General features: G+C 47.0%; 18 protein-coding genes. All 18 read left to right on the forward strand.

Going from position 1 to position 20,202, the window contains the following annotated elements:
- The first annotated feature begins 72 nt into the window (after positions 1–72).
- The 18 genes from PUP29_RS01515 to PUP29_RS01600 all read left to right on the forward strand — a co-directional run bounded on the left by PUP29_RS01515 (position 73) and on the right by PUP29_RS01600 (position 20,191).
- Entirely contained in the window at positions 73–2,178 is a 2,106-nt protein-coding gene (locus PUP29_RS01515) for a polyribonucleotide nucleotidyltransferase (protein WP_079547572.1), read from the forward strand.
- A gap of 91 nt (positions 2,179–2,269) precedes the next feature.
- Positions 2,270–3,547 (forward strand): M16 family metallopeptidase, encoded by a 1,278-nt coding sequence (locus PUP29_RS01520; protein ID WP_353423642.1) that lies wholly within the window; start codon positions 2,270–2,272, stop codon positions 3,545–3,547.
- A gap of 154 nt (positions 3,548–3,701) precedes the next feature.
- The gene (locus tag PUP29_RS01525; protein WP_079547570.1) at positions 3,702–6,107 is read left to right on the forward strand and encodes a DNA translocase FtsK; all 2,406 of its coding nucleotides are present in this window, start codon (positions 3,702–3,704) and stop codon (positions 6,105–6,107) included.
- A 1-nt stretch (position 6,108) separates the two neighbouring features.
- A complete protein-coding gene (rimO, locus tag PUP29_RS01530; RefSeq protein WP_079547569.1) occupies positions 6,109–7,434 on the forward strand; it encodes a 30S ribosomal protein S12 methylthiotransferase RimO in 1,326 nt (441 codons plus the stop codon).
- Positions 7,431–7,973, forward strand: coding sequence for a CDP-diacylglycerol--glycerol-3-phosphate 3-phosphatidyltransferase (pgsA, locus tag PUP29_RS01535; RefSeq protein ID WP_079547568.1), 543 nt, complete (start codon positions 7,431–7,433; stop codon positions 7,971–7,973). Before rimO ends, pgsA begins: the two co-directional genes overlap by 4 nt.
- A gap of 18 nt (positions 7,974–7,991) precedes the next feature.
- Complete coding sequence (gene recA / locus PUP29_RS01540; RefSeq protein ID WP_353423645.1) at positions 7,992–9,026, forward strand: recombinase RecA; 1,035 nt, start codon at positions 7,992–7,994, stop codon at positions 9,024–9,026.
- A gap of 661 nt (positions 9,027–9,687) precedes the next feature.
- Positions 9,688–10,224, forward strand: coding sequence for a hypothetical protein (locus PUP29_RS01545; protein ID WP_353423647.1), 537 nt, complete (start codon positions 9,688–9,690; stop codon positions 10,222–10,224).
- Positions 10,221–11,015: a TlyA family RNA methyltransferase gene (locus PUP29_RS01550; RefSeq protein ID WP_353423649.1), complete on the forward strand. Its 795-nt coding sequence runs from the start codon at positions 10,221–10,223 to the stop codon at positions 11,013–11,015. Before PUP29_RS01545 ends, PUP29_RS01550 begins: the two co-directional genes overlap by 4 nt.
- A 66-nt stretch (positions 11,016–11,081) precedes the next feature.
- Positions 11,082–11,924, forward strand: coding sequence for an NAD(+)/NADH kinase (locus tag PUP29_RS01555; protein WP_079547564.1), 843 nt, complete (start codon positions 11,082–11,084; stop codon positions 11,922–11,924).
- Positions 11,925–11,936: 12 nt separating this feature from the next.
- Entirely contained in the window at positions 11,937–12,389 is a 453-nt protein-coding gene (locus tag PUP29_RS01560) for an arginine repressor (protein ID WP_079547563.1), read from the forward strand.
- Positions 12,390–12,405: 16 nt separating this feature from the next.
- Complete coding sequence (gene recN, locus PUP29_RS01565) at positions 12,406–14,115, forward strand: DNA repair protein RecN (RefSeq protein WP_353423651.1); 1,710 nt, start codon at positions 12,406–12,408, stop codon at positions 14,113–14,115.
- Positions 14,116–14,127: 12 nt separating this feature from the next.
- Positions 14,128–14,865, forward strand: coding sequence for a sporulation initiation factor Spo0A C-terminal domain-containing protein (locus tag PUP29_RS01570; RefSeq protein WP_079547561.1), 738 nt, complete (start codon positions 14,128–14,130; stop codon positions 14,863–14,865).
- 26 nt (positions 14,866–14,891) lie between these two features.
- Positions 14,892–15,707 (forward strand): purine-nucleoside phosphorylase, encoded by an 816-nt coding sequence (locus tag PUP29_RS01575; protein WP_353423653.1) that lies wholly within the window; start codon positions 14,892–14,894, stop codon positions 15,705–15,707.
- 230 nt (positions 15,708–15,937) lie between these two features.
- Positions 15,938–16,480, forward strand: coding sequence for a site-2 protease family protein (locus tag PUP29_RS01580; RefSeq protein ID WP_353423655.1), 543 nt, complete (start codon positions 15,938–15,940; stop codon positions 16,478–16,480).
- A complete protein-coding gene (locus tag PUP29_RS01585; protein WP_353423657.1) occupies positions 16,458–17,204 on the forward strand; it encodes a segregation and condensation protein A in 747 nt (248 codons plus the stop codon). Before PUP29_RS01580 ends, PUP29_RS01585 begins: the two co-directional genes overlap by 23 nt.
- Positions 17,201–17,737, forward strand: coding sequence for an SMC-Scp complex subunit ScpB (gene scpB / locus PUP29_RS01590; protein ID WP_353423659.1), 537 nt, complete (start codon positions 17,201–17,203; stop codon positions 17,735–17,737). Before PUP29_RS01585 ends, scpB begins: the two co-directional genes overlap by 4 nt.
- Positions 17,738–17,765: 28 nt before the next feature.
- A complete protein-coding gene (locus PUP29_RS01595; RefSeq protein WP_353423661.1) occupies positions 17,766–18,485 on the forward strand; it encodes a pseudouridine synthase in 720 nt (239 codons plus the stop codon).
- Between the two features lie 197 nt (positions 18,486–18,682).
- Positions 18,683–20,191, forward strand: a complete 1,509-nt coding sequence (locus tag PUP29_RS01600; protein WP_353423663.1) for an acyl-CoA carboxylase subunit beta — start codon at positions 18,683–18,685, stop codon at positions 20,189–20,191.
- Positions 20,192–20,202: the final 11 nt, after the last annotated feature.

Consider the following 20,202-nt stretch of genomic DNA (forward strand, 5'->3'; position numbering starts at 1 on the left):
CCTATATGGCGTTCCGGTTTTATCCGTTTTGTTACCAATTGAGGAATATAAAGAAGAACATAGGAGGAAACTATGCAGCAAGTACAGAATCATGTGTACGAGATGGAGCTCGGCGGCCGTACTCTTTCCATAGAAAGCGGCAAATATGCTTTTCAGGCAGGGGGCTCTGTGATCGTCAGATGCGGAGACACGGCCGTTATGGTGAATGCGACCGGCTCGAAAACGGAACGGGAAGGCATCGACTTTTTCCCGCTGAGTGTGGAGTATGAAGAAAAAATGTATGCCGCCGGGAAAATACCGGGCGGTTTTATCAAGAGAGAAGGCAGGCCGGCAACGTCGGCTATTTTGGCGGCCCGCTTGATCGACCGCCCGATTCGTCCGCTTTTCCCGAAAGGATACTATAAGGACGTTCAGGTCGTTGCGACGGTGATGTCCGTTGATCTCGACAATCCGCCGGAAGTATTGGCGATGATCGGGTCTTCTGCGGCGCTTTGCATTTCGGGGCTTCCGTTTGCAGGGCCGACGGGCTCGGTTGCGGTCGGTATGGTAGACGGAGAATATATCATCAATCCGAACAGTGAGCAGCGCGAAAAAAGCCGCTTGAATCTTACCGTATCCGGCACAAAAGATGCGGTCATGATGGTGGAAGCAGGCGCCAAAGAGGTGACCGAAGCAGAAATGCTGGATGCTATCCTATTCGCGCACGAGGAGATCAAGCGGATTTGCGCATTTATTCAGAATATCAAGGATGAGATTGGGAAACCCGAGCAGGAAGTGGAGATCCATAAGCCTTCGGAAGAGATCGAGAAAGCAGTGCGTGAGTTTGCAGCAGAAAAGGTCGTGTGGAGCCTCGATACGTTTGAGCGGGATGAGCGTGAAGCGCGTGAAGAACAGGTGAAACAGGAGACGACCGAGCATTTTGCGGAACAATTCCCGGACAGCGCCGGAGATATCGGCGATGTTTTGTATGCAATGACGAAAGAGGTGCTTCGCAGCAAGATCATGAATGACGGCGTTCGTCCGGACGGCCGCGGATATGAAGATATCCGTCCGATCTGGTGCGAAACGGGCCTTTTCAAAAGGACGCACGGAAGTGCGGTATTTACACGCGGATTGACGCAGGTCATGAATATCGTTACGTTGGGCGGCCTACGGGAAGGACAGAATTTGGACGGCATCACAGACGAAGATTTCAAGCGCTATATGCATCATTACAATATGCCGCCTTTCTCGACGGGCGAGGCGAAAATGATGCGCAGCGCTTCCCGGCGCGAGATCGGACATGGGGCGCTTGCGGAACGGGCGATCGAGCCGATGCTCCCCTCGGAGGATGAATTCCCATACGCAATTCGTGCGGTGTCTGAAGTCATCAGCTCGAATGGTTCGACTTCGCAGGCAAGCGTATGTGCAAGCTCGCTGGCATTGATGGATGCCGGTGTTCCGCTGAAAAAGCCGGTGGCAGGCTGCGCTATGGGACTGATCAAAGATCCTGATACCGGAAAAGTCGTGGTTCTTACAGATATTCAGGGGCTTGAAGACTTCATGGGAGATATGGACTTCAAGGTAGCGGGCACCAAAGATGGCATTACGGCAATTCAAATGGATATTAAAATCAAGGGTATCGATAAGGAGATATTGGAGCGCGCCTTGGCACAGGCATTGCGTGGAAGATTATATATTCTTGATAAAATGAATGAAGTGCTTGCACAGCCGCGCGAACATCTTTCGCCCTATGCGCCGAAGATCGTACAGTTTATGATCGACCCGGATAAAATTCGTGAGGTGATCGGTTCGGGTGGAAAGGTCATCAATAAGATTATTGATGATACGGGAGTAAAGATCGACATCGAGGACGATGGGCGCGTTGCGATTCTGACTCCTGACGATGAAGCCGCTGCCAAAGCACGGAAGATCATTGAAACGATCGTCAAGGACGTCAAGGTCGGCGAAGTATACAACGGAAAAGTAACGCGTATCATGAACTTCGGCGCTTTTGTAGAGCTTGCACCCGGTAAGGAAGGGATGTGCCGCATTTCGAATCTTTCCAAAGAGTATGTAAAAAAAGTGGAAGATGTGTGCAATATTGGAGATACATTGCTCGTTAAGGTGATCGAGATCGATAAGCAGGGCAGGATCAACCTTACGCATAAAGGTGTAAAACCGGAAGAATTGGACTAAAGTGCAGTTTAAAAAGCCGACTTTGAGTATGCGCGGTCTTTGCGCGCTTCCTGCGTCGGCTTTTTTCTATCATTCAGGAAAGGAACGATAAATGGACGGAACATTTATTAATGAGAAGCTGGAATGCGGCGCGCGTCTGATTGCCGAAAAATTGCCGAATTTCCACTCGGTAACAGCAGGTATATGGGTAGGTGCAGGCTCCGTGACAGAAACTCCGGATGAAAATGGGATATCGCACCTGATCGAGCATATGCTGTTCAAAGGAACGGAAAAGCGTACGGCAAAGCAAATCGCGGTCGACGTCGATAATATTGGAGGACAGATCAATGCATTTACTTCTAAAGAATGTACCTGTTATTATATTAAGGTAATCGATGAAAAGCTTGCCGCAGGACTTGAAATACTGACAGATCTTTTTTGCAATGCGACGTTACCTACAGAGGAACTGGATAAAGAAAGAAACGTTGTTCTGGAGGAGATCGCCATGAGCAACGATAATCCGGAAGATTTGGCAATGGATCTGATCGCAAGCACCTATTTCCATGGCTGTTCTCTTGAAAAGACGATTCTTGGCCCGGCGGATAATATTCGCCGCTTTGGGCGGCAGGATTTGGTCAGTTATATGAAACGGTATTATACGGCGGAAAATATCGTCGTTGCAGTAGCGGGAAATTTTGATGCGCAGGAGCTTCGGGATTGCTTGAATATGCTGCTGAAAAAGGTCAACCAAAAGCAGCTTACTGTTCCGGAATTCGCAGGGTGCCGGGGATTTGAGCCGCAAAAAGATAATTTTGCAAAAATCGATAGGGACATCGAACAAGTACACTTGTGTATGGGCTTCCCGGGGATACGGCTCGATGACAAACGAAAATATGCGTTGAATATCGTAAACAATGTGATCGGAGGCTCAATGAGCTCGCGTCTTTTCCAAAGGATACGCGAGGAAATGGGAATGGCATATTCCGTATTTACTTATCCGGCTCTTTATGCTGGCAGCGGTATGTATGGTGTCTATGCCGGGACGATGGCAAGCAATACGCTGCAGGTCGCGGAAACGATATTAAAAGAACTGAGAAACGTTAAAAAGGAAGGGATCACAAAGGATGAATTCATTCAGAGCAAAGAACAATCCCGGGGAAATTTAATTTTATCTCTTGAGAGCACTTCCTCTAAAATGAGTTCTATAGGAAAGGCAATGATCCTTACCGGAAACGTTTATTCAGATGAAGAAGTGCTTCGGCTGATGGAAGAAGTACGATACGAAGAAACGCAGGACATCATAGACGCTTGCCTTGATTTTGACCGTATGACAGTAACGTGTGTAGGGAAAGTGCCGGAGAGCGGAGAACTGCGGCGGGTCGTTTTTTAAGAGAATATGCTCAATGATATAAATATAGCGGCATATATAACATAATGCCGCTATATTTATTTGAGGGGATGACCCGAACGGCAGGGCGATTGAAATATATGGCGTTTGATGCTATAATATAAAAGATTGTAAGTCTGGATGCGAAGGGATTTTTATGGCAGCGAGGAAGAAACGTAGAAGAAAAAATACCAATAAAAAAAATGAGATCGCCGGTATTATTATTATAGGACTGGCTATTTTTGTTGCGATTACAATCTATATGAATATTGACAGCGTATTTGGCCGTATGATCGCGGGTGCTGTTTTTGGAACATGCGGAGCGCTTGGTTATATCGTTCCTGTCATTATAGGGATGATCGGTGTTTTATTCATCGCCTCAAGAAAAAAATCGACGAATGCAGGAAAATTGATTTTACTCGCACTGGCAGTTTTTTTTGTTTTTTCTCTTGCGCATCTTTTTCCGATCAATGCTATTTATGCGGAAGGCGGCGAATATGGTGCATTTATCCGGAATTCTTTTGAATATGGAATGTCGGAACTTGCAGGAGGAGGGGCCTTAGGCGCGCTTTTAACCTACTGGACCTATCGCTATTTGGGTGCGGTTGGCAGCTATATCGTTTTCATCACAGGGATCGCAGCATGTATTCTTGCGCTTACGAATCTTTCCATCAAAAAAGTAAGTAAGGATATCGGAGCGGCTGTCAAAACAACATATGATGAATACAAGGTTCGCGCGGAGCAGAGGAGGGAAAAAAAACGCCTTTATATAGAGAGCCTTGACCTCGATAAGGAAGAGGAAATGCGCCGGCGGCAGGAAGAGGCCGCGCGCATGCGCGGAGAAGAGGAAAGTGAATTTAATCTGCATGTGGAAGAGCCGGAGTTGACGGACGAAGTATATGGTTCGGAAATACCGGAAGAATTCGCGGATTATGACCCGGAGGAATACCGGAAAGTATTTTCAGATACAGATATAGAATTTGATGATGAGCTTCCGGCGGAAACAAAGGGGCCGCGTAAGATAGGCGTATCTCAAGTAACGGACAAGCAGCCTAAGGTAACGCAGAAAACAGAAGAATTTGCTCCCATAAGCGTGCAGGGGAATTTAGGAGGAGACAAAAAATATATTAAGCCGCCGCTCAATCTTCTTTCACAGCCGGCCAAAAGCGCGAGAACTTCTTCAGCGGATCTAAAGAAAAATGTTGATGTATTGGAAAATACACTGGCCAGCTTTAATGTAAGCGCGAAGGTGGTAAATGTCAGCAGGGGACCGGTCGTGACACGGTACGAGGTACAGCCGGCACCGGGGATCAAAGTAAGCAAGATCGTAAATCTTGCCGATGATATTGCCATGAATCTTGCGGCAAGGGACGTACGGATCGAAGCTCCAGTGCCGGGCAAGCCAGTCGTAGGCATCGAAATACCAAATTCAGAAACAAGCTCGGTCGGGCTGCGGGAATTGGTGGGCAGCGAAGAATTTAAAAATCTTAAAAGCCCTCTTGCCTTTGCGCTTGGAAAAGATATTGCAGGTGCAAACGTTTATGCAGATATTGCGAAAATGCCGCATATGTTGATTGCAGGAGCAACAGGCTCAGGGAAGAGCGTCTGCATCAATTCTCTGATTGTGAGCATTCTATATCATGCTTCTCCGGAAGAAGTAAAAATGATCATGGTTGATCCGAAGGTGGTAGAGCTCAATGTATTCAATGATATTCCCCACCTCCTGATACCGGTGGTCACAGACCCGAAAAAAGCGGCGTCTGCACTGAATTGGGCCGTCAATGAAATGACGATGCGCTACCGTATGTTTGCGGCAAAAGGCGCAAAGGACTTGAAAAAGTATAATGAGCTGATGCAGGCGGAGGAAGACGGGAAAGAGCTTCCGCATATTCTTGTTATTATAGACGAGCTTGCCGACCTTATGATGGTGGCGCCGGGCGATGTAGAGGATGCGATCTGCCGGATCGCACAGCTTGGACGTGCCAGCGGGATCCATCTTGTCATTGCAACACAGCGGCCGTCTGTCGATGTCATTACAGGAATTATAAAAGCAAATATCCCCTCCAGAGTCGCGTTTGCAGTTTCATCTCAGGTGGACTCACGGACTATCCTTGATATGGCGGGAGCTGAAAAGCTTCTTGGGCAGGGCGATATGCTCTTTTATCCTTCCGGGGCACCAAAGCCTATGCGCCTTCAGGGATGTTTCATATCAGACCGCGAAGTGGATGCAGTAGCGAAGTTCTTGAAAGAACGGCTTTCATCTGAATATGACGCAAAGGTCATAGACGGAATCGCAAAGGATAGCGCGAACCCGATCGCAGGGCAGGCGGAAACAGATGAGCTTTTCATACGCGCGCTTGAAACGATCATAGAATATGATCAAGCCTCGACTTCTATGCTGCAGAGAAGGCTGCGGATCGGATATGCAAGGGCTGCCCGGTTGATCGACCAGCTTGAAGAGCACGGCTATATTTCGCCGATGGATGGCAGCAAAGGACGGCAGGTGCTGGTCACAAAGGAAGAGCTGCAAAAAATGATGAATCCGCAGGAAGAGGGAGAATAAAATGGCGGTAAAGATTGGTGTGATCTCACTCGGCTGTGTAAAAAACAGGGTCGATACGGAGGAAATGCTTGCCGAGCTGCAAGGGGATTTTGAATTTGTGCAGGATATGCAGGATGCGGATATCATGCTGATCAATACCTGTGCATTTATCAATGATGCGAAAGAAGAATCCATCAATACGATTCTTGAAGCAGAGCAGCAAAAAAAATTTGGCAAACTGAAAGGCATTATCGTAACAGGCTGTCTTCCGGAGCGGTATCGTGAAAGATTGAAGCAGATGGTGCCGCGTGTGGATGCCTTTCTTGGTACGGCGGCATATAAGGATATCCGAAAGGCGATCGAGGCTGTTGTTGCGGGAGGCTCTTTCAGCAGTTATCCAGATCAAACGATCGATGAGACGTTTTCAAAAAGAGTTCTTACAACGGTGCCGCCGACGGCCTACGTGAAGATCGCAGAGGGCTGCGATAATCGCTGCAGCTATTGCGTCATTCCTGATATCCGCGGAAAATATCAGAGCAGAAAACCGGAATATATTCTGGAGGAGATCGCTTCACTCGCAAGAGATGGATACAGCGAGATTATTTTAATTGCACAGGACACTACAGGATATGGAAAAGATTTGGAGGAAGATATCGATCTTGCCAAGCTTTTGGATCGTGCGGCGCAAATTCCCGGAGTAAAGTGGCTGCGGGTATTATATAGCTATCCGAATGGGATAACGGATGAATTGTTAGAGGTCATGTGCAGACACGATAACATCGTAAAATATCTCGATATCCCCATCCAACATACGGATGACGAAATCCTGCAAAAGATGCATAGACGCAACACATGGAAGCTGACTGAGGAGGTCGTGAACAAAATACGAAATGCCTCGGATGATTTTATCATTCGTTCTACGGTGATCGTAGGCTTCCCGGGGGAAAAACGCGAAAATGTGATTCATTTATATCAGACTTTAAAAAAATATCAGTTTGACCGGTTAGGAGTATTTTCTTATTCGCAGGAAGAGGGAACGCCGGCTGCTGAAATGGATGGCCAAATCGATGACGAAGAGAAAGAGTTTCGGCGCGATTCTGTATTGAATACTCAGTCGTCTATTTCTTTAGACCGGAATCAGGCGCGTGTGGATAAGGTTTACGATGTCCTGGTAGAAGGCTTTGACGAACATTCCGGCCTCTACTATGGAAGGTCTTATGCCGAAGCGCCGGACGTGGATGGAAAAATATTCATCAAAACGCAGGAGCCGCTTGAAACGGGGCGGTATTATCCTGTTAAAATAACGATGGCTTATAGCTATGACTGCATAGGAGAGTTGGAAAGATGAAATGGAATGCGCCAAATATACTGACAGTCATACGGATCATATTGATCCCATTTTTTGTACTGTTTTATTTTTCGGGTTTACCGCATTGGAACATATGGGCTGCTATAATATTTATTGTAGCTGCGGTAACGGATTGGCTCGACGGTTATCTGGCCCGCAAGAATAATCAGGTCTCAAATTTTGGAAAGCTGTGGGATCCGATCGCAGATAAGCTTTTGGTGCTTGCAGCGCTGCTGCTGCTGATGGATTGGGGAAAGGTCGGCTTTATCGCTGTGCTGATTTTAGAGGCGCGCGAGCTTCTGATTGGCGGTATGCGGTCGGTAGCAGCCTCTAAGGGGGTTGTTATCGCGGCGGATAAGTCGGGAAAGTTAAAGACGGTGGTGCAGTTCATTGCGATCATTCTTCTTTTGCTGAACGATTGGCCGTTTATGTTTGTTCCCGTGTCAGTTGGAACGATCTTGATTTGGATAAGCGTTGTATTGTCGGTTTATTCGTGTATTGAATATTTTGTTAAAAACCGCAGCGTATTTACAGATTGATGGTGGAAAGGAAATAGTATGGATAACAAAGAAAAAGCTTTAGATGCGGCTTTGGCACAGATTGAAAAACAATTCGGAAAGGGCGCGGTCATGAAATTAGGTGATGCGTCCAAAAATATGAATATCGAGGCGATACCAACAGGCTGCTTGGAACTCGATATTGCACTGGGGATCGGCGGAGTTCCGCGGGGAAGGATCATAGAGGTATATGGTCCGGAATCTTCCGGTAAAACGACTGTAGCGCTGCATATGATCGCAGAGGCGCAGAAGCTTGGAGGGGCAGCGGCTTTCATTGATGCCGAACATGCGCTCGACCCGGTCTATGCAAAAAATTTGGGAGTCGATATCGATAATCTATATGTATCGCAGCCGAGCACCGGCGAAGAAGCGCTTGAAATTGCTGATATGTTGACGAGAAGCGGAGCGATCGATATCGTTGTAGTAGACTCGGTCGCGGCATTGGTTCCGAAATCAGAGATAGAAGGCTTGATGGGAGATTCTTCCGTGGGCGTACAGGCGCGCCTGATGTCACAGGCATTGCGCAAGCTCGCGGGTGCGATCAATAAAACGAATACAGTTGTTGTTTTTATCAATCAGCTGCGCGAAAAAATAGGTGTTATGTTTGGAAACCCGGAGACAACGACCGGCGGAAAAGCGCTTAAATTCTATGCATCGATACGTCTTGATGTGCGGAGGATCGAAACCATTAAGGCAGGCGACCAGATGATCGGAAACAGGACGCGGATCAAAGTCGTTAAAAATAAAGTGGCTCCGCCGTTTAAAACAGCAGAGTTTGAAATCTATTACGGAGAGGGGATCAGTGAACCGGCGAGCGTACTCAATTTGGGAACGCAGCTCGGACTGATCACAAAGTCCGGTGCGTGGTTCTCTTATAATGGGGAGCATATCGGACAGGGCAGAGACAATGCACGGCAATATTTGATGGCGAATCCTGACATAATGGAAGAAGTAAAGCAGCAAGTGCTCAAGACCTATGGGCTGGGGAAATATAAGGATATGGAGCTGCAGGGAGAAAACGGCGAAGAAAAATAAGTCCTTTGTGAACCTTGCACATAGAATAAGGAATTAAGTTTTGGTGGCGCAGTATTCTAGTCGGTACTGCCGGTTCCGAAGACGGGCCTAAAAATCCGTTATAGGGCACATCGATGAAGTTTCTGGTGTTGGCTGCTGACGCCCCGTCGGGGGCTGATGCTGGGAGTTAAGAAAGAAGGGCGATCCATAAGGGCATATGGGCGTTGACCCAGCTTTCGCGGAGACCTGTTTCGGTGGTAAGCATGATTACTGGACAGGGAAAAACCTGCTATGCGGTATTAAGCTGTGTACAGAGTAGCCTGCCTTGAGTTGGCTTGGTGGAAAATGCGGGATAAACTGCGAACCGTTTGCAGCGTACGGGCAGCGGAAGCACGACCGTAAAAAACCATGCTGGCAAAAGAGACTAGGAACCGGAACTTGTGCTGTTGAGGAAAGCTCCTAGACTGTTGTATTCAGGCAATAAGGGGATTATAGTGTGGTTTGAACAGGCAATCTGGTCATGCGCGCGGCAACGCCGCATCACAGGCTTTTAAGGGAAACCGCTTCTTTCGGCGACGGGAAGTAGTCTGTGGGGAAATCCTACCGGACCATATACTGCAAGGTCTACCCTTATTGCCGCCACCATATATGAATGAGTTTGTTTGATAGACAGAGGAAAACCATGAAGGTAATCAAACACTGGACGATCAAAATTTTTTTTATGACCCTTTTTATTTCCGCAGGTGTCTCCGTCGCTGCGGAATATTTTATTTCCAATCTATCGCTTTTGGCATCGATAGGCATTTTGGCAGCCTTGATCGCTGTTGGCGTGGTGTTTGATATTGTCGGCGTTGCTTTTGCAAGCTGCGATCAAGCGCCGTTTATCGCGATGTCTGCAAAAAAAAATAAAAAGGCTCATTCTGCACTCAAAATGCTGAAAAATGCAGATGTGGTTTCGAACTTCTGTAATGATGTGATAGGAGATATTTGCGGGATCGTCAGCGGTGCGGCCGGGGCCTCGATCACGCTGAAAGCCTTGGTGTTCGATTTCCCGTTTCCCGATCTTGTCGTTTCCATTGCGATATCGGCACTGATCGCAGCGGCGACAGTAGCGGGTAAAGCGTGGGGAAAAACGATCGCCTTAAAAAGAAATAAGGATATCGTGCTTGCGATTGGCTCTATTGCCAATTTTTTTTCCGGAGGAAGGGATAAAGGATGAAGAAAAGGATCGACGTATTGGTTTTTGAAAACGGATTGGCACCGAGCAGGGAAAAAGCCAAAACGCTCATTATAGCCGGACAGGTAAAGGCCGCCGGGCATATAGTAAAAAGTCCATCCGAGCAATATGAAACGGATATAGAGATAGAAGTGACAGGCCATGTATGTCCCTATGTAAGCAGGGGCGGCCTGAAACTCGAAAAGGCGATTCGGGAATTCAGGATCTGTTTGGAGAACAAAACATGCATGGATATTGGAGCGTCTACGGGGGGATTTACGGACTGTATGCTGCAAAACGGTGCAGCGTTTGTTTATGCGGTAGACGTAGGCTATGGGCAGTTTGACTGGAAACTGAGAAACGATAAACGGATTCAGCTGATGGAAAGAACCAACGCCCGATATCTTGAAAGGCAGGATAAGCCTGTTGATTTTGTAAGCGTGGACGTTTCATTCATCTCGCTGAAACTGATTTTTCCGGCTATCCTACGCCTTGTTGGACAGGCGGCGCAAATCGTCACCCTGATCAAGCCGCAGTTTGAAGCCGGAAAAAAGCACGTAGGGAAAAAAGGGGTAGTGCGTGATGCGGGCGTGCATGAGACCGTGATTGAAAATGTTATACGAAGCGCGCAGGAATATGGGCTGTTTTTGCGTGGGCTTACGTATTCTCCAATAAAAGGACCAAATGGAAATATCGAGTATCTGGCGTTTTTTTCCACTTCGTCTTCAACGGAAGCTCAGGAAAACATAGATGTTGGCACGGTTGTACAGGCGGCGCATAAAGCGTTAAATTAACTTGTATATCTATGCATTTTTATGTATAATATACTTTGAATCGATATAGGAAAAGCGAGGCCCAGTATGCTGAACATTGGGGTGTATACAAATAAAGATAAGGATCCGGGCCTGCATGCGACCCGAAAAGTGATTGAAGCGCTGGAAATGGCAGACTGCAGTATCTGCTACGATGCGGAAACAGCGGCGCTTTTGGGGCTGGAAAGGTATCGGGATGCGGCGAAAGCAGATGCGCTCTTTATTTTAGGCGGCGATGGAACGATCCTGCGTGCTGCGCGCAAGTATGTTTCTTATGGACTGCCGCTTGTAGGGATCAATATCGGGCATTTAGGATTTATGAGTGAGATAAACCTTTCGGATATTGATAAGATGATTCGTCATATTAAAGAGTGTGATTATGTGATCGACGAGCGCATGATGCTTGAAGCGAGTATCAACGGAAAGTGTTCGAAGCTTTTGGCACTCAATGATTTTATTATTACCAAAATCAACCGTACCCGAATGGTGAAGCTTGACCTTTATGTAAACGGTACGCTTGCGGAGTTTTATAACGGGGACGGGCTTATCGTGGCGACGCCGACCGGCTCTACAGCCTATTCTTTGTCCGCCGGCGGCCCGATCATTGCTCCCAATGTAAATTGCATTTTGATTACGCCGATGTGTCCGCATTCTCTATATGCGCGTAGTATCGTGACGAAATTCAGCGATACGATCATGGTGCGGCCTCATGCCGGAGAAGAAAATGTAACCTTTTCTGCGGACGGACAGGAATTGCAGTATTTGAGCGAAGCCGACAAGGTCATGATACGCAGGTCGGATATCAAGGCAAGATTTTTGCGTTTTACAAATGATACATTTTTCCCGCAGCTGAAAGATAAGCTTGCGCAGTGGAGCGTACCGAAAAAATAGGAGCCGTATTATATGAAATCCAAAAGACAAAATAAAATTATTGAAATTATTGAAAATAATGAAGTGGAGACGCAGGAAGAGCTTGTGGCTCTGCTGAATGAAGCCGGTTATAAAGTAACGCAGGCGACTATTTCGCGTGATATTAAGGAGCTTCATCTTATCAAGGTACAATCTTCATCGGGTGCGTATAAATATGCAGATAATAAAAAAAACAGAGGCAACGACATGGACGTGCTGATGCGGATATTCAGGGATACCGTTTTATCGATCGACAGCGCCATGAATCTTGTTGTGATCAAGACGCTTACAGGCAGCGCCAATGCAGCTGCGGAAGTCGTGGACAGTTTCCATTACAACGGCATATTGGGAACTCTGGCAGGGGATAATACGATTTTTATCGCAACGACATCAGAGCAGGCGGCGGATGATATCGCAGAACGTTTTGCAAAGATGATAAACAGATAAAAGAAAGTGACACATAATGATACAGAGTCTGACGGTCAGAAACATTGCGTTGATCGATGAACTGAATATCGATTTTGTGAAGGGACTCAATGTACTTTCGGGCGAAACCGGCGCCGGAAAATCAATCATAGTAGATTCCATGAACCTTCTGTTAGGAGAACGCGCTGACAGGGAGTTGATCAGGAGCGGGCAGGAAAAGGCGCATGTTGAGGCGGCGCTCTATATCGATTCCAATGCGTTTTCAGATTTTTTTATGGAAAATGAATTGGATGCCGATGATGAATTGATTATTTCGAGAGACCTTTCTATCACCGGAAAGAATGTATGCAGAGTGAATGGCGTGGTAGTCAGTCTGTCAACATTAAAAGCATTGATGGATAGAATTGTGGACCTTCACGGGCAGCACGAGCATCAGTCGCTTCTTTATGCAAAAAATCATCTTTCATTTATCGATAACTATGGCGGAGAGAAGATAAAGACGCTTGTTTTACGCATATCAGAGCTTTATGAATCGCTTATATCGAAGCAGAAGCTGCTTGCCGGAATAGGCGGAGACGAAAAAGAGCGCGCCAGAGATGCAGAGCTTCTTGCTTTTCAAGTACAGGAAATCGAAGAGGCACAGCTCTCCAAAGGGGAAGAAGACGCCTTGCGGGAGGAAAGAGAAAAATTAAATCACGCGCAGGCAATCATGCAGGCGCTTTCCGCCGGATATGCAGAACTCTATATGGGCGGAGATGAAGGAGGCAGCGCGCTTTCTCTGATTCAAGATGTGATCCGGCAGCTATCGCAGGTGTCTATGTATGACGAAGCTTACGGAAAGCTGTTGGAGCGGATCCAAGAAAGCGCTTTTATTTTGGAAGAATGCGCGCATGACCTGCGGGATTTTTCGGAGAATGTCTTTTTTGATGAGCAACGGCAAATAGAGATCGAGGAGCGGATCGAACAGATTGGCGCCTTAAAAAGGAAATATGGAAACACGGAAGAGGAAGTTCTTGCGTTTTGTGAGAAAGCGCGGGAAAGACTGGAACGACTGCAAAATGCGGAGGAAGAAGCAGATAGGCTGACGGCGGAGATCCAAAAGCTTCAGGACGCCTTATACACGGAATATACGACACTTTCAGAAGCGCGGAGAAAAGCTGCTGAAAAATTAGAACGGCAGGTCCGAAAAGAGCTTGCGGATTTAGGAATGCCGGGAGCAGATTTTGAAGCGCGTTTTGCTCCGCTGCCGGGAAGAGAAGCTTCGCCGTGGAAAAAAAGCGGAATAGACGAAGTGGAATTTTATCTTTCTACAAATGAGGGAGAACCGCTAAGGCCGCTTTCCAAGATCGCGTCAGGAGGAGAAATTTCACGCGTTATGCTGGCATTCAAAAATATATCGGCGGGGCTGGATGATATTTCTACTTTGATTTTTGACGAAATCGATACGGGGATCAGCGGCAAAATGGCATTGGTCGTTTCTGAAAAAATGGCATCTATCGCGAGACTGCGCCAAGTTATTTGCGTGACACATCTTCCGCAGATCGCAGCGATGGCAGATGCAAATTTTTTGATTCGCAAATACGCGGAGGAAGGAGCGACTCATACTACGGTAGCGCGGCTTACGGAAGAGGAGGCAACAGATGAGATCGCACGTTTGGCAGGCGGAATAGAAACGGCGAGCTCAAGAAAATACGCCGGCGATTTACGTCGAAACGCACGGGAGATCAAGAAAGCGCTGGATGGGTAGAGGAGGGCGGCCTTGGCAAGATTCAGGCGTACGTTGATCGTCGAACAAAATAACGATTATATCAGACAAGTAAAGGAAATGCTCGCTGAAGAGTCGGATTCCTTTTTAGCTACGACCGACGGGGAAGAGGCTCTGAAGCTTTATGACAGCTTTCAGCCGGATTTAGTGTTGGCAGAGGCTATTTTGCCGGGATATGACGGGTTTGCATTGATGGAACATATTTTGCCGGATAAGCATGTAACAAAGATCGTTTTGGCTGCTGCGAATCAAGAGCTCATTGTGAAAAAGGCGTTTGAGCTGGAAGCAGGTTATGTTATCGTCAAGCCTTACGTGAAAAAGTATTTTATCCGACGCGTTTTGGAGGCTGCCAAAATGCAGGAGGGCCGCCGGCAGGCTTTTGCGGAAAGCGATCAATTGCTTGACAGCAGAATTTCGGTAGCCCTGAAACGGTTAGGTATACCGATGAGCATAAAGGGGTATAAGCTGCTGCGAGAGGCGTTGATGGCAGTATGTACCGATTCGGCAAAGATGCGGCCCCTTAATCGGAATGTTTATATGCCCCTTGCGCAAAAGTATGGCTCTACTGTAAAATGCGTGGAACGCAATATACGGCACGCCATAGAAACCGCGGCAACACGCGGCGATACGGATGCGTTTTATGAATATTTTGGTTATTCAATCAGCTCGGAAAAGGGAAAGCCCACAAACGCAGAATTTATTGCCGCGCTTGCCGAAAAGATGATCTCGTGATACAAAAATCTGAAAGGAAAACGGGAATGAAGGAACGGATTACAATTGCAAAAAATTATATCGAATCTAAAACAGAGTTTAAGCCGGAAGTGATCATTGTACTCGGCTCTGGACTGGGTGATTATGGAAATACGATAGAAAGTGTCGCAGCGGAATTTTCCTATTCGGAAATTCCCGGCTTTCCGGTCTCTACTGCGCCGGGGCATGCGGGTAAGCTGACCTTCGGATATAAAAAAGACAAACGGGTCGCCCTTCTTTCAGGCCGGTTCCATTGCTATGAAGGATATCAGGCGGCAGAAACGGTCGTACCGCTGAGGACCTTATTGATGCTCGGAGCAAATTTTGTCATACTTACAAATGCTGCGGGAGGGATCAATATGGATTTTCAGGCGGGTGATCTCATGGTGATTACCGATCATATCAACTTTTCTGCACATAATGCGCTGACAGGGCCGAATATCGAGGAGCTTGGTCCGCGGTTTCCGGATATGTCTTTCGCATATTCCAAGCGTTTGAACAGATTGTTAGACGAAGTTGCAGAGGAAAAGGGAATCTCTCTCCGGCATGGAGTCTATGGATATATGGTGGGGCCGTCCTATGAAACACCAGCGGAGATACGCGCCCTGCGCGTGCTCGGCGCCGATGCCGTTGGAATGTCTACCGTGCATGAGGTCGTTGCCGCATCTCATGCAGGAGCGGAAACGGCTGCGGTTTCCTGTATCAGCAATCTTGCAGCCGGAGTTGCGCAGCATGCTCTTACAATGGAAGAGGTCTTGGAAGCAGGAAAAGCCGTAGCTTCCAAGATGCGCGCTCTTGTAGACGGCTTCCTTGAAAAAATATGATGGCTTAACGCGGCAAAACATGTTAGAATGGATTCATGTGTTTTATAGTGTACGGATGGAGCAGCAGGTGAGGTAGCTAAGATATGTTCAGTTATTTTTCAAATCCTAATTATTGGATGGGACTTTTATACAGTATACCGGCGGTATTACTGGCACTTTCCATACATGAGTATGCTCATGCATATTCAGCCTATAGGTGTGGGGACCCAACGGCGCGGAATCTTGGGCGGATGAGTCTTGATCCGGTGAAGCATCTTGACCCGATAGGGCTGATATGCCTCCTTTTGTTTCGTTTCGGATGGGCTAAGCCGGTTCCGATCAACTCGCGAAATTTCAAGCATCCGAGGAAAGATAATATTATTGTCTCGCTTTCGGGAATCATTGCGAACTTTATCCTCTCGTTTATTTCAGCTGCGATTCTTTTTGTTGCACTGGGGCTTGGATTCGTCAACGAAATATTTATCCATATCATGGTTCCCGTAATTACACTGAATATTACGCTTGGGATATTCAACCTGATCCCAATACCGCCGCTTGATGGCTTTCAGTTCTTGAACAGCTTCTTAACGAGGAAAGCGACGGCGGTCATTAATGTGCTGTATCGCTACGGATTTATCATTCTATTGGTTTTGATCATTAGCGGATTTACGGGGTGGCTCCTCGGGAATTTCACTATTTGGCTGATTGGCGTTTACGATTCGTTCTTCAGCTTATTTGCTCCCGGAATGAAAGGGATTTTGCAGGTATCGTATGTCTTCGCCTATTCTTTTTAAGCTTGCACAGTTTGAAGGGCCGCTTGATCTTCTGCTTCATCTGATCAGTAAAGCAAAGATCGACCTGCAGGATATTTTTGTTTCGGAAATCACGGAACAATATTTATCTTATATGGAGCAGATAGAAGAGCTGGATATGGAGCGGGCCAGCGAGTTTTTGAATATGGCGGCTACGCTTCTCTATATAAAATCGAGAGCCTTGCTGCCTGTTAAACGCGAGGAATCGGAGGACGAGGATTTTATAGACCCGGAGGAAGAACTCATCGAGCGTCTGCGTGCCTATAAGCTTTATAAAGAAGCAGGAGAGCGTTTGGCAAAGCTGGAGGAACGGGCAAAGGATGTTTACTATAAGCTTCCGGAAGAGCTTATAGATGTAGAGCAGGAGATCATTATTGATGGCAGCGATGCCGACGACTTATACCGAGCATTTTTAGAGCTGCTGAGGCGGCGGAACAGTGAGACGGAAGAAGCGCCTCGTCGCGTTGAGATCAAGCAGGATACATTTAGCATACGGATACAGAAGAGAAAGATATTGAGACGGCTTAGGCAGGAAAAAGAGATCGCGTTTTCGTCTTTGTTTGATGGGCAGGCGTCTCGTATGGAGATCGCGGTAACTTTCATAGCGCTTTTAGAGCTTTGGCACATTGGTGAACTTGCTGTCCGGCAAAAAAAAGCGTTTTCGGATATTGCACTTGTATACCGAGGAGGTGCAGAAAAAGATTGACGAAAAATGAGATCGCGGGGATCATAACAGCGGCTTTATTTGTAGCAGGAGACGCAATAGAGATATCCGCATTTGCACAATTGCTTGAAATAGATCGCGACGAGCTCGACAAAATACTGCAGGAGCTGATTGAGGAGAAAGAGAATCTGGGAGACGGCCTGCTTTTGACGCGGGTCGGAGATAAGGTGCAGCTTTGTACGAACGCTAAATACGCGGAGAAGATACGTGCGCTTCTCGCGCCGGATGAGCATACTTCTTTATCAAAATCGGTTCTTGAGACCTTAAGCATCGTTGCCTATAAACAGCCGGTCACCAGAGCCGAAATTGATGAGATACGCGGGGTGCGCTCCAATTATGCGGTGGCTACTCTTGTTGAAAAAGGACTGATACGCGCGGTCGGGAAAAAAGATGTACTCGGACACCCGCTGCTTTTTGCAACGACAGATGAGTTTTTAAGACATTTCGGAATTTCATCTATTGCCGAGCTTCCGGAAATTGATTTTGAAGAAATAGAAAAAAACAGCCTTGTGTAAGGCTGTTTTTTATGGGGGGATAACACAAATGAGACTGCAAAAATTTTTAGCTGATGCGGGAATTGCTTCGCGCAGAAAGGCAGAAGAACTGATTGCTGCGGGAAGAGTCGAAGTAAATGGAAAAACCGTACGTGAAATGGGATATCTCGTAGATCCTCAAAAAGATGAGGTTAAGTATTTGAACCGAATCGTAAAACCTTCCGCCAAAAGGATATATTTGATGCTGAATAAGCCAGCCGGATGTGTCTCCACTTGTCACGACGAGAGTGGACGCAAAACAGTTATGCAATATGTGGGAGATATCAAAGAACGGCTATATCCGGTCGGCAGGTTGGATTTTACAACGGAAGGGCTTCTTTTAATGACGAATGACGGCGCGCTCACCAATGCGCTCACGCACCCTAAGCATAACGTTCCCAAGAAATATTTGGCGGTTTTGGATACGGAAATAACGGAACAGGAATTGGAAAAGCTGGCAAAAGGGGTCGTTCTTGACGACGGCTATAAGACAGCACCGTGTGTACTTAAGCTTCTTTCGGCCTCTGCGGCGCGAAGCGAAATTTTGTGCGTAATATCCGAGGGCAAAAACCGACAGATACGCAGGATGTTTCAGGCGATCGATAAAAACGTGCGCTATTTGAAGCGTGTAGCGATCGGCGACATCAAATTGGGAAATTTAAAAAAGGGCTCTTACAGAATGCTTACAAAAGAAGAAACGGACTATTTGAAGAAATTTATTTGTTTGTGAAAAAAATATTTTTCAGGCAGGATATAAAGGATAAATGTTGAATTTATATAAGTAGGATAAGTTTTTAATTACACGGTTTGATACCGCTGATAATTGCTCAATCGCTCCCAATACGGAGCAGTGCGCAAGGTAGTCTGTAGTAAATACAGATGCGTGTAATCATGTTTTTTATTTTAAATTTTTTATGTGGAGGTATCATGATGGGCAAACTGGAAGAGCTCAGGCAAAAGAATGCGGCGATTCTTACAGGAAACGGGCAAAACGTTCAGGCGCAGCATGCTGCCGGCAAGAAAACCGCGAGGGAGAGATTAGACAGCCTGCTTGATAAAGGCAGCTTTGTTGAAATCGAGAAATTTGTGAAACGCACGTTCGCAACTCCGGGATTCGAGGCGGCAAGCGAAGCAGGGGAAGGCGTTGTATGCGGCTATGGAACGATTGGAGAGCGTGCAGTTTTTGTATATGCACAGGACTATACGGTTCTCTCAGGCTCTCTTTCTGCTGCGCATGCATCCAAAATCATAAAAGTAATGGATATGGCGGCAAAAAATGGCGTTCCAGTCATCGGAATATTGGATTCAGGCGGAGCGCGGATATCTGAAGGGGTTGCGGCAATTGGAAGCACGGCCGCAATTCTAAATAAATATAGCGAGCTATCGGGGGTCGTTCCCACTTTGACCGTCGTTGCAGGGCCTTGTATTGGAACTGCCGCTTATATTGCAGCAGTTTCGGATTTTACGTTTATGACAGACGGAATATCTGAAGTTGCACTTCACGGACCGCAAATCTATGCTTCGGCATCTGGGAAGAGCTTGAAAGAAACCGAGCTTTTCGGCGCTAAAAATCATGCGGAAAAGACAGGGATCGCACAATTTGCCTATGCAAATGAGGAGGAATGCGCGCAGGGGGTGAAAAAGCTCCTGTCATTCCTGCCTTCCAATAATTTAGATGAGGCGCCGTATGAAGCTTCTGCGGATGATCTTAACCGGCAGCTGCCTTTTACGGGCGAGGAAGAGTTTGATGCGCGGGCAGTTGCTGCTTCTATTTGCGATAATAGTGATATTTTTGAAATTCAGGCTGCTTTTGCTCCGGACATCTTTCTTGCATTTGGCAGGATCAACGGAAATGTATGCGGCATCATTGCCAATGCAAAGGCAGAATTGACGGCGGCAGGAGCCAAAAAGGCGGCAAGATTTGTTGGATTGCTTGATGCGTTCAGTATCCCGGCAGTAACTCTTGTCAATTGCGGCGGCACCGAGATCGACATCGATGCAGAGCAGGATTCTTTGATCACAGATGCTGCGCGTCTGCTTTCCGCCTATGCACAGGCAGGAATTGCAAAGCTGACGCTGGTAACAGGAAAGGCAGTCGGCGACGGATTTGCGGTCATGTGCCCCAAGGCCCTTGGAGCAGATTTGGTTTATGCATGGCCAAGTGCAGAAATCTCTTCTATGCCTCCGGAAGCGGGTGCTATTATTTTATATGAAGATGAGATCAAAGCGGCAGAAGATGGCATCGCTGCCAAGGAGCAGATGAAAGAAAAATATATTGAAGAATATGCAAACCCATGGCAAGCTGCTGCACAGGGTGTGGTTGACGATGTGATAGAACCGGCATATACCCGCCAGATCCTTGCGGCCGCACTTGAAATGACGCTTACCAAGCGTGAGAATAGGCTGCCCAAGAAGCACGGCGTATTACCGCTTTAAGGAGGGGAAAA

The sequence above is a fragment of the Christensenella massiliensis genome, assembly GCF_040409835.1.
Classification (GTDB): Bacteria; Bacillota; Clostridia; order Christensenellales; family Christensenellaceae; genus Christensenella; species Christensenella massiliensis.